The 14525-nt window shown below is 61.8% G+C and carries 13 protein-coding genes; 5 read left to right on the plus strand and 8 right to left on the minus strand.

What is annotated here, in order from left to right:
• The first annotated feature begins 21 nt into the window (after positions 1–21).
• Genes fumC through RBB32_RS02010 form a run of 3 tightly spaced genes read left to right on the plus strand, consistent with a single transcriptional unit; the run spans position 22 to position 1819 of the window.
• Entirely contained in the window at positions 22–1416 is a 1395-nt protein-coding gene (gene fumC, locus RBB32_RS02000) for a class II fumarate hydratase (RefSeq protein WP_306150990.1), read from the plus strand.
• Between the two features lie 5 nt (positions 1417–1421).
• Positions 1422–1601: a DUF4169 family protein gene (locus tag RBB32_RS02005; RefSeq protein WP_306150991.1), complete on the plus strand. Its 180-nt coding sequence runs from the start codon at positions 1422–1424 to the stop codon at positions 1599–1601.
• Positions 1598–1819, plus strand: coding sequence for a ribbon-helix-helix domain-containing protein (locus RBB32_RS02010; protein WP_306150992.1), 222 nt, complete (start codon positions 1598–1600; stop codon positions 1817–1819). Before RBB32_RS02005 ends, RBB32_RS02010 begins: the two co-directional genes overlap by 4 nt.
• 92 nt (positions 1820–1911) lie before the next feature.
• Here RBB32_RS02010 and RBB32_RS02015 read toward each other — a convergent pair whose 3' ends face one another.
• Genes RBB32_RS02015 through RBB32_RS02025 form a run of 3 tightly spaced genes read right to left on the minus strand, consistent with a single transcriptional unit; the run spans position 1912 to position 5356 of the window.
• The gene (locus RBB32_RS02015; RefSeq protein WP_306150993.1) at positions 1912–3279 is read right to left on the minus strand and encodes a cytochrome P450; all 1368 of its coding nucleotides are present in this window, start codon (positions 3277–3279) and stop codon (positions 1912–1914) included.
• Positions 3276–4547 (minus strand): hypothetical protein, encoded by a 1272-nt coding sequence (locus RBB32_RS02020; RefSeq protein WP_306150994.1) that lies wholly within the window; start codon positions 4545–4547, stop codon positions 3276–3278. The genes RBB32_RS02015 and RBB32_RS02020 overlap by 4 nt, the downstream gene beginning before the upstream one ends.
• A gap of 56 nt (positions 4548–4603) precedes the next feature.
• Positions 4604–5356, minus strand: coding sequence for a cytochrome c biogenesis CcdA family protein (locus RBB32_RS02025; RefSeq protein WP_306150995.1), 753 nt, complete (start codon positions 5354–5356; stop codon positions 4604–4606).
• 92 nt (positions 5357–5448) lie between these two features.
• Here RBB32_RS02025 and RBB32_RS02030 point away from each other — a divergent pair, with 92 nt between their 5' ends.
• Positions 5449–5679, plus strand: a complete 231-nt coding sequence (locus tag RBB32_RS02030; RefSeq protein WP_306150996.1) for a sulfurtransferase TusA family protein — start codon at positions 5449–5451, stop codon at positions 5677–5679.
• Positions 5680–5838: 159 nt separating this feature from the next.
• On the plus strand, positions 5839–7101 hold the full coding sequence (locus RBB32_RS02035) for an MFS transporter (RefSeq protein WP_306150997.1): 1263 nt from the start codon (positions 5839–5841) through the stop codon (positions 7099–7101).
• A gap of 178 nt (positions 7102–7279) precedes the next feature.
• Here the strand turns inward: RBB32_RS02035 and RBB32_RS02040 are convergent, their stop codons facing one another.
• The 5 genes from RBB32_RS02040 to purS form a co-directional block, all read right to left on the minus strand.
• A complete protein-coding gene (locus RBB32_RS02040) occupies positions 7280–10033 on the minus strand; it encodes an Rne/Rng family ribonuclease (RefSeq protein WP_306150998.1) in 2754 nt (917 codons plus the stop codon).
• 433 nt (positions 10034–10466) lie between these two features.
• Complete coding sequence (locus RBB32_RS02045) at positions 10467–11801, minus strand: sigma-54 dependent transcriptional regulator (protein WP_306150999.1); 1335 nt, start codon at positions 11799–11801, stop codon at positions 10467–10469.
• Between the two features lie 5 nt (positions 11802–11806).
• Positions 11807–13573: an ATP-binding protein gene (locus RBB32_RS02050; protein WP_306151000.1), complete on the minus strand. Its 1767-nt coding sequence runs from the start codon at positions 13571–13573 to the stop codon at positions 11807–11809.
• 40 nt (positions 13574–13613) lie between these two features.
• Entirely contained in the window at positions 13614–14282 is a 669-nt protein-coding gene (gene purQ, locus RBB32_RS02055; RefSeq protein ID WP_306151001.1) for a phosphoribosylformylglycinamidine synthase subunit PurQ, read from the minus strand.
• Positions 14282–14521: a phosphoribosylformylglycinamidine synthase subunit PurS gene (purS, locus tag RBB32_RS02060; RefSeq protein WP_306151002.1), complete on the minus strand. Its 240-nt coding sequence runs from the start codon at positions 14519–14521 to the stop codon at positions 14282–14284. The genes purQ and purS overlap by 1 nt, the downstream gene beginning before the upstream one ends.
• Positions 14522–14525 lie beyond the last annotated feature (4 nt).

Raw genomic sequence — 14525 nt, forward strand, 5'->3', positions numbered from 1 at the left:
CCGATACGCAGGAGATCCACAATGACCGCAACCCGCATCGAAACCGATAGCTTCGGCCCCTTGGACGTGCCCGCAGACAAGTACTGGGGCGCGCAAACCCAACGTTCCTTGATGAATTTCCCGATTGGCTGGGAACAACAACCCGTCGCCGTCGTGCGCGCGCTGGGCGTAATCAAGAAGGCCTGTGCGCAGGCCAACAAGGAACTGGGCAACCTTGACCCGAAACTGGCCGATGCCATCATTCAGGCCGCGGGTGAGGTGTTCGAGGGCAAGTTCGATGACAATTTCCCGCTGGTCGTCTGGCAAACCGGATCCGGCACGCAGTCGAACATGAACTCGAACGAAGTGATCGCCAACCGTGCGATCGAGATCCTAGGCGGCGAGATCGGGACGAAAGACCCCGTGCACCCCAACGATCACTGCAATATGGGGCAGTCGTCGAACGACACTTTCCCGACAGCGATGCACATTGCCGCAGCGATGAGCGTCCATGACGTTCTGCTTCCCGGCCTTGAGAAACTGGCCGCGTCACTGGAAGAAAAATCAAAAAAATTCAAAGACATAATCAAGATTGGCCGAACCCACACGCAGGATGCAACGCCGCTGACCCTGGGGCAAGAGTTTTCGGGTTATGCCCATCAAGTCCGCCAAGGGATCGCGCGGGTGAAGGCCGCGCTGCCGGCGATTTACGAGTTGGCGCAAGGGGGCACGGCTGTTGGGACTGGCCTGAACACGCAAAAGGGCTGGGGTGAGATGGTTGCGGCCAATATGGCCGAGGTCACGGGCCTGCCGTTTGTGACCGCGCCCAACAAGTTCGAGGCTTTGGCTGCGCATGACGCGATGGTGTTCATGTCCGGTGCGATCGCCACCGTGGCCGGTAGCTGCTATAAAATTGCCAATGATATCAGGTTCTTGGGCAGCGGCCCTCGTTCGGGCCTTGGGGAATTGATCCTGCCCGAGAACGAGCCGGGTAGCTCGATCATGCCGGGCAAGGTGAATCCGACGCAGGCCGAGGCGCTGACCCAGGTGGCGGCGCATGTCATTGGCAACGACGCGGCGATCAAGTTTGCCGGGTCGCAGGGGCATTTCGAACTGAATGTCTACAACCCAATGATGTCCTATAACCTGTTGCAATCTATACAACTTTTGGGTGACGCGGCGGATAGTTTCACCGAGCGGATGCTCAATGGGGTGCAGGCCAACGAAGCGCGGATTGAAAAACTGATGCGCGAGAGCCTGATGTTGGTCACCGCCTTGGCCCCGACCATCGGGTATGACAATGCCACGAAGGTTGCCAAGACCGCGCACAAGAACGGCACGACACTTAAAGAAGAGGCTGTAAACCTCGGATTTGTCGACGAAAAAACCTTTGACGAGGTTGTTCGCCCTGAACAGATGATCGGGCCGAAGGACTAAGGAAAATGTCGAAACCGGTGAACCTGAAGCGGTTTCGCAAGGAAAAGGCCCGGGCGGAAAAACGCGCCCGGGCCGATGAAAACGCGGTCAAGCATGGCCGGACGAAAGCCCAGAGAGAAATTGAAAAAACGCGCAATACCAAGGGCTTGTCCGACCTTTCTAATCATGAGCGAGACAAGGAATGAGCGGGCGGCCCATCAAACGATCGCTGACGCTGCGAGGGCATCGCACCAGCGTGTCGCTGGAGGAAGACTTCTGGCGGGCCTTTCGTGATATTGCTGATGAAAAATCCATTCCAATCAATGCCCTAGCGGCTGAAATTGATGAGGCGCGCGGGGTTGATTCCGGGCTGGCCTCGGCCATTCGGCTTTATGTTTTAAGGCATTATCGCGACCGGGCGTGAATTCTGTACAGTTTGTACATCCGCACCCCGGTTTCTGTACGGAATTCGGCAGGGTCGAAAAAACCTCTGTACAGAATGTACAAAAGTCCCGCCTAATCCCTTGGCGTGATCCGAAGCCAGATGCCATCCCTGCCGCGCACCGTCAGATGCGCCACCGGCATAGCGGGGCGATCCGGGACCAGATCGAAGCGATAGGCACGAACCAGCATCGACAGTAAAAGCGGCCCTTCGATCATGGCAAAGCCCGCGCCGGTGCAGACACGCTGTCCGGCGGAGAAAGGCATATAGGCGGTGCGCAGGCAGGTCTTGCCGTTTTCGGTGGCAAAGCGCGCCGGATCAAATTCATCCGGGCGGTCCCAAAGGCGTTCATGGCGATGCTGGTGCCATGGGCTAAGCACGATTTGCGCGCCCTTGGGCACGTCGCGATCCCGGAAGCGTTCGGGGCATTGCGCCTCGCGCACCATCATCGGGACCGGCGGATAAAGCCGCAGGGTTTCGCGAAAGACATCGCGGGCCAGCCGCAGTTTGCCGACCTGTGCGAATTCCGGGCCACCCTCACCGTAGGTCTGCAATGCTTCCTCGGCCAGTTTTTCCTGCCAGTCGGGGTAAAGTGCGAGAAGGTAGAGCGCCCAGGCAAGGGCCGAGGCGCTGGTTTCATGCCCGGCAAGGAAGAAGATCGCCACTTGATCGACCATTTCCTCGGTTTCGAACCTTTCCCCGGTCTGGGGGTCTTTGGTGGTCATGATCTTGGTGGCCAGATCATCGGGGGCGGTGCCGGATTCGATCTCGTCCATCCGGGCGGCGGTGAGTTCGGTGATAAGCCTGCGGATGGCGGCGGCGGTTTTCCGGGCCTCGCCCCGGTGAAAACGCGGCATCCAGCGGGGCAGCGGCAGGAAAGCCCCGAGGTTCAGCACGGGTTGGGCGCGCTGATGATCGCGGAAGGCATGAAAGACACGGCTGGCGATGTCGTTTTCGATGGGAATGGAAAACAGCGTGCGAAAGATCACGTCGGCGGCAGCATGCGAGGTCTGGGCCTCGATCTCATGCGGGGTACCATCGGCGACCCCGGCAAGGCGCGTCACGGCCCCCCGCCCGGCCTTGAGCATCGCCGGGTAGGTATCGCGCAACCGGCCACCTTCGAACGCCGGGTCAATGATGCGGCGTTGGCGTTTCCATGCCTCGCCATTGGTGACGAACACCGAATTGCCCAGAAGCGGGGCCAACCCTTCGCGGATGCGGTTGGATTTCGGGAAATCGTCGGGGCGGTCCTTTAGGACCAAGTCCACAAGCTCGGGCTGATTGCAGAGGTAGGAGCGGAAGAAAGGTGTTTTGAACTCGGCCATCCATGCGCGGTAGAGGCGCGCGGGTTGGGCCGAGAGGATATCCTGGCGGAAAAGCTTCATGTAGCGCCAGAGCGAGACGCGCCCGTCGCGCGCCGGGGGCTTGGGTGGCAGGGTCATGCGGCCATCCCGGTGAATTTATTGGCCGGAAGGGTGATGATGCTGGGCGATGGCGGGCGGCCTTCGAAACGGGCGCCCAAGGTTTGCGGGCCGGCGGTGATCTGGAAATAGTCGTAGTCGCCGGGGCGGTCGAAGGCGCAAAGGTATTGAAAGTGCAGTCGGAAAAAGCGCCAGCGAAGCGCTTTCCAGCGGTCCGGGCTTAGGGTGTGGGTGAAGGCCGCAGAGAGCACCAAAGGGGATTTCTGGCCCTCTGGGGCCACGCCGGACACGGCCACGGGATCGCAGAGCGCGAAGGCGCAGCCATCGCCGGGGGCGGTGACATCGACCCATGAAAGTTCATCGCGGGTTGAGAGGTAATGCAGATCGGCGCGCAGGCGGTGGGCCTTGGGCAGGAAAGAAACCATCGGGACGACCTGCCCGAGGCTGAGAAAGGACAGCGTGGGGCCATTTGCGGGGACGCGGTTTTGGCGGATGAGGTCCGACAGGATCGACACGCCCAGATGTGCGCCCGAGGAATGGCCGACGACGAGCACCTCGTCGAGGTTTTCCGTCAGGGCCTCGGCAATTTCATCGGTGAAGTCGGCCATGCGCGCCTCAAGCTCGGGCGGGTTAGCGCCCTTGTGGCGGGCGGAATAGGCGTAGTCGTGCATCAGGTAGTAGGCAAATAACTTGTTATCCTTCGCCTTGAACCAATGCAGCAGGCCCCATGCGGTTGGCAGAAGGCCCAGCCAATAGGCGATGCTGGCCGCCATTTGGTGGGCGGCGAAGCTGGTGCTTTCTTGCCCTAGCGGCAGGAACTGCGTGGCCCATGCGAGGATTTTGCCGACAATATGCCCGGCGAGAAGCGCGAGGATCAGTTGCAGGATCAGCATCCCCACCGGGTAAAGCGCGGCAATCACCGGCCCCTTGCGCAGGCGCATGAGGCGGAAGAGCGCACCGCAGGCGATATAGGCCCAAGCGGTGCGGATAAGTTGCGCATAGGTGCCAAGGATTCCCTGTTCCATGCTGTCGCGCACGATGTCGGACCAGACGAGGACGTCGAAGGTGGTTTGGGTGGTTTCCCCGTCGATTTGGCCTTGGACGTTCCAGCCGTAGCGCCCCTTGCCTTTGTCGGTTGCCTTGGGGCTGAGGGTGATGTCGTAGCCGGAAATGCGCGCCTGCTCCGCGCCCTCCTTGCGGTAGAGTTCGCGATAGCGGCGGGGGTGGATCGGATCGTACCCCGGGATGTAGAATACGCGCCGTTTGCGCACAGGGCTTGGGCTGCTCATGACCTCGGACCTCTTTACCCGGCAACCCTAGCGCAGGTTTCTGGCAAGAGTAAGGCCTATCCCAGGGCTGCAAGCGACGGGAAGGTTTCCAGCAGCCAGAAGGAGAAATCGGAAAAACCGCCGGTGAGCATGAGAAGGCCGATGGTCCAGAGCAGCAGGCCCATCACGCGCTCGATCTGTTCCATGTGGCGTTTCATCCAGCCCATGAGACCCGTCAGGCGCGGCAGGAAGGCGGCGACCAGCAGGAAGGGCACGCCGAGGCCGATGGCATAGACTGCCAGAAGGAGCGTGCCGCGGGTCACGTTGCCCTCGGAGGCGGCCATGGACAGGATCGCGCCCAGTTGCGGGCCGATACAGGGCGTCCAGCCGAAGGCGAAGGCAAGGCCAAGGATATAGGCCCCGAAAGAAGAGCCGCCCTTATCACCCACGTCGAGCCGCGCCTCGCGATCGAGAAAGCCGATGCGGTAGACGCCGACGAAATGCGCGCCGAAGCCCATCACGAGTAGTCCCGCGACGGTGTTGAAGGTGTCCTGGTATTGCAGGAAGGTTTGCCCGATGGCCGAGGCGGTGAAGCCCAGAAACAGGAACACCGTCGAGAGGCCCAGCACGAAGAAAAGCGCCGGGATCACGGCGCGGGCGCGCTTTTGGCCCTCTTGGCTGAGTTCCGTCAGGGTGACGCCGCTCATGTAGGCGATATAGGGCGGCACGATGGGCAAGACGCAGGGCGACAGGAACGAGATAACCCCCGCCATCAGCGCCACGATCATGGCGGGCAGAAGCCCCGCGTCGATGATTTCGATTCCAAACATAGGCCTCACATAATCCAATTGCGGGAGGGCGTCACGGCACGTCATATCACAACCCTGTGGACAGGCTGTAACAGAGCGCTTAAGTCGCAGATATGGAGATTGCCGAAATCTTGGATGCGCGGGGATTGCTGTGCCCCCTGCCCGTTTTGAAGCTGCGCAAGCGGATGGTGCCGCTGGCGGCGGGCGATTGCATCGAAATGCTGGCCGATGACCCGGCGGCGGTGATCGACGTGCCGCATTTCTGCGCCGAATCGGGGCATGAGGTCATCGAGATGCGCGAAGGCGACGGGCACCAGGTTTACGTGGTGCGCAAGGCGGGCTGACCGGCCTGGTTTTCTCGCCTGGGCAGAGCCGCCATTGCCCCTTTTGGGCATGATACGTCGTTTTCACACAACAGGGCGGCGTGCAGGCCGCGACGCAGAAATCTTCAGCGGACATATCCGTAAGTGAGCCCTTGGGCGGTCGAAACGCGAGGAAACGGGATGATACAGGTTTTAGGGGGCGTTTGGGCCCTGTTGCTTGGAATCGTGTTCATCATGCTGGGCAACGGCATGCATTTTACCCTGATGGGCCTGCGCGGCGGGATCGAAGGGTTTTCGGCCTCGGAACTGGCGATTGTCACCTCGGGGTATTTCGCAGGGTTCCTGTCCGGGGCCCGCCTGTCGCCGGAATTGATCCGCCGGGTCGGCCATGTGCGGGTTTTCGCGGCACTTGGCAGCCTGATGTCCGGCGCGCTCATTGCCTTTCCCTTGTTGCCGGACCCATGGCTCTGGACGATCCTGCGGGTCATCGTGGGGTTCTGCATGTCGGGCATCTTTGTAACCGCCGAAAGCTGGCTGAACGATGCGGCCACGAACGAGACACGCGGCAAGGTCCTATCGGCCTACATGATCGCGCAGACCCTTGGGGTGATCGGCGCGCAGGGGTTGCTGACGCTGGGCGATGCGGGAACCTCGGGTCTGTTCATCGGCGCCTCGATCCTCGTGTCGCTGGCGCTGACACCGATCCTGCTGTCGGTCAGCCCGGTACCCGCCGCCGAGGTGGCACGGCCCATGCCTTTGCGCACCCTGTTTCGCGGCGCGCCGTTGAGCACGGTAGGGATATTCCTGTTGGGCAGTGTTTACGCTGCGCAATCGGGGATGGCCGCTGTTTTTGGCACACAGACGGGCATGACGACCGCCGAAGTGGCCCTGTTCATGGCCATGCTTTTCGGCGGGGCCCTGTTGCTGCAATATCCCATCGGTTGGCTGTCGGACCGGATGGACCGGCGCAAGTTGATCTTCGGGGCGGCCCTGCTTGGCGCGCTGGCGTGTGCGGCGGGCTGGTTTCTGGGCGGGGCGATGTGGCTGTTGATGGCTGCGGCCTTCATGGCAGGCGGCACGACGATGCCGCTTTACGCCCTGTTTCTGGCCTATACCAATGACGCGCTTTCGACCGAGGACATGCCCGCCGCCTCGGGCGGGCTGGTCTTTACCTTCGGTCTTGGGGCCATCGTAGGCCCGATGGTGACAGGCTCGGCGATGCAATGGGGCGGGCCGTTTGCCTTCTGGCTTGTCCTTGGGGCGACCTTTGGGGCCATCGCGCTTTATGCGCTTTACCGAATGACGCAACGCGAGGTGACGCCGGTGGACGAGACCGAGAGCTACCTTGGGGTTCTGCCCTCGGCTTCGCCGGTGGCGGTGGAAGCGGCGGGGGCATGGGCCGCCGAACAAGCCGAAGCCGAGCGCGAGGACGAAGCCCCCTGACACGGCGAGGCACTTGGAATAAAAAACGCCGCGTCCCGAGGGGCGCGGCGTTTTGTGTTTCCGCTTAAAGCGTTCCGCCTTTCACCTGATGCATCAGCGAAAGGCGGAACGCGTGCAACGATTGAGCGGAGCACTGCGTTTCGCGAAAATCTGTGATTCAGGTTTTTCGCGAAACGCTTTAGCGGCCGAGGGACCACCAGCCGCGTTTCTTCGGCTTGGGCGGTTCCGACTCGGCGGTGTCCGTCGCGGTTGTCGTAGGCTCTTTTACAGGCTCTTTGGCGGGCTCGGGTTCGGGGGCCTCTTCAGCCGCGGGGGCGGCTTCTTCCTTGGCCTGCGGTTTTTCCTTTGCCGTGTCCTCCTTGGGGGCTTCCGGGGCGGCCTCGGGCGTATCGGCCTTGGAGTCAGCCTTGGCTTTCGAACTGCTGCGCGGTTTGCGAGTGCGCTTTGGCTTGGGCTTTTCGGCGGTTTCCTCGGTTCCGGCCGCCTCGGCCTCGGCTTCGGCGGGTTTGGCCTCGGATGTCTCTGCCTCGGCGGTTTCCGCCGTATCCTCGGCTTTGGCCGCCTTGGATTTGGAGCGCGAGCGCGAGCGGGTGGTTTTCTTGGGCTTGTCCTCGGCAGGTTTTTCCTCGGACGGCTTATCGTCTGCCTTGGCTTCGGATGCCTCCTCGGGTTTGGCCTCGGTGGCCTTCGCGCCCTCGTCGGCGTCGGACGCCTGCCCGTCATTGTTGGCGTTCTGCGACTCGCCGTTTTGCCCCTCTTCGCCCGATTTGGACTTGGAGCGGCGACGGCGACGACGGCGGCGTTTCTTGGGCTTGCCCTCTTCGCCGTTGTTGTCACCGTTTTCGGCGTTGTTGTCCGATTTGGTTTCGGCCGGTTCGTCGGTGGATTTGTCGATATCGTCCATCAGCGAACTATCGACCGAAACAACCGGCGCGGTGGCCTCGGGGACATTGCGCGTGGCGGTCTTGAACTTCTCGATGCTGAAATCGGGCGAGATCAACAGCGGATCGCCTTCGATGCGCACCGAAAGGCCATAGCGGGCCTCGATCTGCGCGACGTGTTCGCGTTTTTGGTTCATCAGGAAGTTGGCGATGCCCACGGGGCATTTAACCAGTACTTCGCGTGACCGGCCGCGCACACCTTCTTCTTCGATCTGGCGCAGGATCGACAACGCAAGGTTATCGTCCGAGCGGATGAGGCCGGTGCCGTGGCAATGCGGGCACGGCTGTGTCGTCGCCTCGATCATGCCGGGGCGCAGGCGTTGACGGCTCATTTCCATGAGGCCGAAGCCCGAAATGCGGCCCACCTGAATGCGGGCGCGGTCGGTTTTCAGCTTGTCCTTCATGCGCTTTTCGACGGCGCTATTGTTCTTGCGCTCGTCCATGTCGATGAAGTCGATCACGATGAGACCGGCAAGATCGCGCAGGCGCAATTGGCGGGCCACCTCTTCGGCGGCCTCAAGGTTGGTTTTGAGCGCGGTTTCCTCGATCGAGCCTTCCTTGGTGGCGCGGCCGGAGTTCACGTCGATCGCGACAAGTGCCTCGGTCACACCGATGACGATATAGCCGCCCGACTTGAGTTGTACCGTCGGGTTGAACATGCCGCTGAGGTAGCTTTCGACCTGATGGCGGGCGAAAAGCGGCATCGCGTCCTGATAGTGTTTCACGTTCTTGGCGTGGGACGGCATGATCATTTTCATGAAGTCCTTGGCGATGCGGTAGCCGCGTTCGCCTTCGACCAGAACCTCGTCGATCTCGCGGTTGTAAAGGTCGCGGATCGAGCGTTTGATCAGGTCGCCTTCTTCGTAGATTTTCGCCGGCGCGATGGATCGCAGCGTGAGTTCGCGGATCTGTTCCCACAGACGTTGCAGGTATTCGTAATCGCGCTTGATTTCCGCCTTGGTGCGCTTGGCCCCTGCGGTACGGATGATCAGGCCCGCGCCCTTGGGCACGTCGATCTCGCCCGCCGTTTCCTTGAGTTTCTTGCGGTCGGCGGCGTTGGTGATCTTGCGGCTGATGCCGCCGCCACGGGCGGTATTGGGCATCAGGACGCAGTAACGGCCCGCAAGGCTGAGGTAGGTTGTCAGGGCGGCGCCCTTGTTGCCGCGCTCTTCCTTGACGACCTGCACCAGAAGGATCTGGCGGACCTTGATCACTTCCTGGATCTTGTAGCGGCGCGGGCGCGGTTTGCGCGGCGGGCGGATGTCTTCGTGATCGTCGTCATCGGCGACGGATTCGATCGACTCGTCCTTGGCCGTGGCATCCGAGCGCTTGGGCTGCCCCCCGTCGTCGTCGCCCTCTTTCGTTTCGGGGGCGTCTTCGGTTTTGGCGTCAGCGGGGGCCTCGGATTTATCCGCTTTTTCGACGCTTTCGGGCGTGGCGTCGTCGGAGGGTTCCTCGACCGGGGTTTCGGCCACGGTTTCCATCGGCGAGGTGCCTTCGGGCGTGGCATCCTTGCCGTCGGCCTCAAGGTCGATGGTTTCCATGCCGGAAATTTCATCGCGCTTGGCATCGGCCTCGATGCTGATCACGGCATCATTGGTCTCGGCCTTTTCGGCCTTGGACTTGGAGCGCGACCGGGACCGCGAGCGCGACGGTTTCTTGGGTTTCTCGTCGGCTTCTTCCTGGGCGCGCTGTGCCTCGGCATAGGCGCGTTCCTCTTCCAGCAGCGCCTCGCGGTCGGCCACGGGGATCTGGTAGTAATCCGGGTGGATTTCCGAAAACGCAAGGAAGCCGTGGCGGTTGCCGCCGTAATCGACGAAGGCCGCCTGAAGCGAGGGTTCGACCCGTGTTACCTTTGCGAGATAGATATTGCCGGCGAGTTGCCGTTTGTTGTCGGATTCAAAATCAAATTCCTCGACCTTGTTTCCGTCGACCACCACAACGCGGGTTTCTTCCGCGTGGGTGGCATCGATGAGCATTTTCTTAGCCATGTTATCCGTTTGCACCGCGGCATACGCGCAAGCCCCTGCCCGGGTGGACCGAGGGGGCGAGCGGAATGCGGGGGGTGTCTGTTGGGCGCGATGGCGGGCGTACGGAAGGGTGCGCCGGTTTCGGCACCTGCCCCTAGCCTATGTTGTAGCGCGCGCTTCATCGCGGTTCTTCTTCTCCGGCGCTTTGCCTTGCGCCAACTCTTGCACCTGCAGGGCCGCTTATGCGGCGGCAGGCATTCGGGTGATCCCCGGTCGGGGGATCATATCGGTCTGTTTCGAGGTGTGGACGTAGTTATCGTCCGACAGCGGCCCTAAACAGCGAAACTTGTGCTGCGCGGGAGTTTTCCCGGCCTGTAGGTCACACTAAAGGGTAGGATGGACCAATTACAATGGGGAAAATGCAAGGTGCCTGTCGCAGGGCGCCTGAAACGCCCTACAGGTAATCCGAGCGTTGCAGGCCGTACTTGGCCATTTTCTCGTTCAGGGTGCGGCGCGGCAGGCAGAGTTCATCCATCACCGAGGCGATAGAGCCCTTGTGGCGGCGCATGGTGTTGTCGATCAGCATGCGTTCGAACGCCTCGACATATTCCTTGAGCGGTTTGCCCTCGGTGGTCATCACCGGCTGCATTTCCTGATGGTCGGACATCAGGAGCGAGGCAATGGTGCCCGAGCCGCGGCGCGATTGCAGGACGGCGCGTTCGGCCACGTTGATCAGTTGGCGCACGTTGCCCGGCCAAGGCGCCTGCAGAAGCTGTGCGGCCTCCTGTGCGCTGACCTCGGGGGTTTCGCAGCCATAGTCATCGGCGAAATTCTCGGAGAACCGGGTGAAGAGCGTCAGGATATCCTCGCCCCGCTGGCGCAGGGGCGGCACGGTGATCCGCAGCGCGCCGAGCCGGTAAAACAGGTCCGAGCGCAGGGCGTCTTCGCAGGTGCGATCCTGTTCTTGCATGTTGGAAATGGCAACGATGCGGGTTTCGGGCGGCGTGCCTTCGTCGTTGATGTAGGTCAGCAGGCGGGCCTGCGCGGCCTCGGAGAGCGACTCGATATCTTCGAGGACAAGCGTGCCGCCGCGCGCCTCTTCCACCGCCGGGATCTGGCTGTCTTCGGGTTGTACCGGGCCGAACAGGCGTTTGATCAGCGCGTCTTCCTCAAGGGCGGCACAGGAGACCAGCACGAATTTCTTGCCCGCGCGGGAGCCCACGGCATGCAGCGCATGGGCCACGAGCGTTTTGCCGGTGCCGGTTTCGCCTTCGATCATGACATGGCCATCGGCCTGCCCCAGATCGAGGATATCTTCCTTGAGGCGTTCCATCACCGGCGAGGCGCCGATCAGCTTTTTCATCAATTGCCCGCCGTCGGAAAGTTCGCGCCGCAAGGCGCGACTGTCCAACGTCATGCGGCGGGCATTGGTGGCTTTCTTGGCCAGCTGGTTCATCTTGTCGGGATTGAAGGGCTTTTCGAGAAAGTCATAGGCCCCCATGCGCATCGCCTCGACCGCCATGGGCACATCGCCATGGCCGGTGATCATGATCACCGGCAGGCTGGAATCGGTGCCCATCAGTTTCTTGAGGAATTGCATCCCGTCCATGCCCGGCATCTTGATGTCCGACACGACGATGCCGGGGTAATCGGGGCCAAGCACCTTGAGCGCCTCTTCGGCGCTTCCGAAGGCCTCGGTGTCGTAGCCCGAAAGCGCCAGCCATTGGCTTATGGATTGGCGCATGTCCTTTTCGTCGTCGATGATCGCGATTTTCATGGCACTCGGCATGTCAGTCACTCCGCAGCACGGGTTTCTTCAGGTAAGATAGGGAGTTGCATTTCAAATACAGCCCCCCCGTCAACCGCATTGCGCGCGGTCAATCGGCCCCCAAGGTCGTTGACGATCCCCGAGGAAATGGCAAGCCCCAAGCCCACCCCGTCGCCGGGCTGCTTGGTGGTGTAGAAGGGTTCAAACAGGTTTTCGATGTCCTTGAGGCCATGGCCGTTGTCGCGCACGGTCAGCATCGCGGTTTCGCCACCGGCGAGCAGGATGTCGATTGCGGGATCGTCGCTGGCCTCGGTTGCGTCCATGGCATTGCGCAGCAGGTTGATGATTACCTGTTCGATGCGCACCCTGTCGCCCATCACGACCACCGGTTCATCGGGGATGAACCGGGTGATGGTGATCTTGCGCTGACGCAGTTGCGGTTCCATCATGGCAAGGGCGGAATTGAGTGCTTCGCCCATTTTTACAGGCTCGAATGCGTCACGTTCCTGTCGGGCGTAGGATTTCAACTGCTTGGTGATGGCGCCCATCCGTTCGATCAGGTCGTCGATCCGTTGGAAGGACGACAGCGCCTCGTCGGGGCGGTTGCGGGTGAGCAGAAGGCGCGCACCGGCAAGGTAGGTTTTCATCGCCGCGAGCGGTTGGTTCAACTCGTGGCTGACCGCCGCCGACATCTCGCCCAAGGCGGCGAGTTTGGAGCTTTGCGCGAGGGTCTGTTCGGCCACGGCGAGGTTTTCCTGCACCCTTTCGCGTTCGGCGATTTCCCGCTGCAGTCTTGCGTTCAATGCGCGAAGCTCTGCCGACTCGCGTTGGAAAAGCGCCATGCGCACCGCTGTTTTGCGGTTCAGGAAATAGAAGGCGAGCGCCAGAAGAATCGCGAACCCCATGATTTCGAGCGCCAGAACCCCGTTCACCTTGTCACGGACACTAGCGTAGGTGGTGAACGACGCGATGCGCCAGCCACGGAAGGCCACGCGCCCCTCGACCCGCATCACCGCCTCGCCCTGAAGGTAGGCATCGGCGGGAAGGGCCGTCCAATCGGCGGTGGCCTGAATGGCGCGCTCGATGGCGCTGTCCACCGGTTCGCGGCGCAGGGCCTCGGCCTCGCTTAGTCCGCGCCAGCGGGGTTCGGTGGCAAGGATGATGCGGCCCTCGCTATCGGTAACCAGAACGGCATCGGATATCCCGGCCCAGGCGCGTTCGTATTTGCCAAGATCCACCTCGACCACGATGACACCGGCGATCTGGTTCTGGCTGTCGATGCGGCGCGAATAGAAGAAACGGTATTGCCCGGTTTCATCCTCGAGCACCTGGAAAATCGTATCGCGAGAGCGCAGAGCCTCAACGTAATAAGGGGCTTGGCGGTGACTTTCGCCCAGCTTGTTGCGCTCGGTTGCCGCCACGGTGCGCCCGTCACGATCCAGCAGCATGAGCGAGGCGGCGCCGATTTCGTCAAGGAACGACAGGAGGCGCTGTGTGGACTGGGTGTAATCGCCGGTATTGAGCGCCTGAATAAGGGCCGGGTCACGCGCCAGAAGCTGTGGCACGATGGCGTTCTGGCGCAATTCGCTAAGCAAGTTGCCGCTGTAGAGCACAAGCCGCAATTCGGCCCGGTTGCGTGTGTTTTCGGTAAAGCGATCGGTGAGCAGCCGGTTGGTCACATAAACCACGGCGATGGCCATGACGAGGATCGCCAGAAGCGCAAGCCGCGCCCGCCAACTGACTGAACGCGTGCGGCGGCGCATCGAGTTATTTGAGGTTGGCAGAAGGCTCATTACGGTAATTTACGCCCGCATGGGCAAACCGGCAAGGGGATCAGGCCGCCACCACCTGGGCAACAACGCTGTCGAACATCGCCGCGCCATCGGTGCCGCCATGGGCCTCTTCGGCCATGCGTTCGGGGTGCGGCATCATGCCGAGCACGCGGCGATTTTCCGACAGGACACCGGCGATATCGTCGGCCGAACCGTTGGGATTGGCGTTATAGGTGAAAGCCACCCGTGCCTCGCCGTGAAGATGCTTGAGCGTTTCAGCATCGGCGAAATAATTGCCGTCGTGGTGGGCGATGGGGAAGGTCACGGTCTGACCGGGTTCATAGCCGCTGGTGAAGGCGCTGTCGGCGGTTTGCACGGTCAGACCGACCGGCTTGCAGATGTATTTCAGAGCCGCGTTGCGCAGCAGGACACCCGGCAGAAGGCCGGTTTCGGTGAGCACCTGAAAGCCGTTACAGATGCCAAGCACGTAACCGCCCTTTTCGGCATGGGCCACGACCGAGCGGCAGATCGGCGAATTGGCGGCAATCGCGCCGCAGCGCAGGTAATCGCCGAAGGAGAACCCGCCGGGCACGCCGATGAGGTCGATGCCCTCGGGCAGCGCGGTATCCTTGTGCCAGACCATGGAGACCTTGGCCCCTGCCCGCTCAAGCGCGACGGCCATGTCGCGATCACAGTTGGAGCCGGGAAAGACGATGACGGCGGCGTGCATCACGACACCTCGACCGAGTAGCTTTCGATCACGGTATTGGCGAGCAGCTTTTCGCACATCTGCGTGACGGTGTCGCGCGCCTTGTCGGCGTCGGTCTCGGCAAGGTCCAGTTCGATCACCTTGCCCTGACGCACCCCTTCGACCCCGTCAAAGCCCAGTTGGCCAAGGGCGTGGCGCACGGCCTCGCCCTGCGGGTCCAGAACGCCGTTCTTCAGCATGACATGCACGCGAGCTTTCATAAGT

Origin of the sequence: Roseovarius sp. MMSF_3281, from assembly GCF_030733685.1 — a bacterium.
In the GTDB taxonomy this organism is placed as follows: Bacteria; Pseudomonadota; Alphaproteobacteria; order Rhodobacterales; family Rhodobacteraceae; genus Roseovarius.

Bases quoted from the DNA above. Each gene is read 5' to 3' on its own strand.
- RBB32_RS02025 (WP_306150995.1), bottom strand. From the start codon at position 5,356: ATGTTTGGAATCGAAATCATCGACGCGGGGCTTCTGCCCGCCATGATC.
- RBB32_RS02035 (WP_306150997.1), top strand. From the start codon at position 5,839: ATGATACAGGTTTTAGGGGGCGTTTGGGCCCTGTTGCTTGGAATCGTG.
- RBB32_RS02020 (WP_306150994.1), bottom strand. From the start codon at position 4,547: ATGAGCAGCCCAAGCCCTGTGCGCAAACGGCGCGTATTCTACATCCCG.
- RBB32_RS02015 (WP_306150993.1), bottom strand. From the start codon at position 3,279: ATGACCCTGCCACCCAAGCCCCCGGCGCGCGACGGGCGCGTCTCGCTC.
- RBB32_RS02050 (WP_306151000.1), bottom strand. From the start codon at position 13,573: ATGAGCCTTCTGCCAACCTCAAATAACTCGATGCGCCGCCGCACGCGT.
- fumC (WP_306150990.1), top strand. From the start codon at position 22: ATGACCGCAACCCGCATCGAAACCGATAGCTTCGGCCCCTTGGACGTG.
- purQ (WP_306151001.1), bottom strand. From the start codon at position 14,282: ATGCACGCCGCCGTCATCGTCTTTCCCGGCTCCAACTGTGATCGCGAC.
- RBB32_RS02040 (WP_306150998.1), bottom strand. From the start codon at position 10,033: ATGGCTAAGAAAATGCTCATCGATGCCACCCACGCGGAAGAAACCCGC.
- RBB32_RS02010 (WP_306150992.1), top strand. From the start codon at position 1,598: ATGAGCGGGCGGCCCATCAAACGATCGCTGACGCTGCGAGGGCATCGC.
- RBB32_RS02030 (WP_306150996.1), top strand. From the start codon at position 5,449: ATGGAGATTGCCGAAATCTTGGATGCGCGGGGATTGCTGTGCCCCCTG.
- RBB32_RS02005 (WP_306150991.1), top strand. From the start codon at position 1,422: ATGTCGAAACCGGTGAACCTGAAGCGGTTTCGCAAGGAAAAGGCCCGG.
- RBB32_RS02045 (WP_306150999.1), bottom strand. From the start codon at position 11,801: ATGCCGAGTGCCATGAAAATCGCGATCATCGACGACGAAAAGGACATG.
- purS (WP_306151002.1), bottom strand. From the start codon at position 14,521: ATGAAAGCTCGCGTGCATGTCATGCTGAAGAACGGCGTTCTGGACCCG.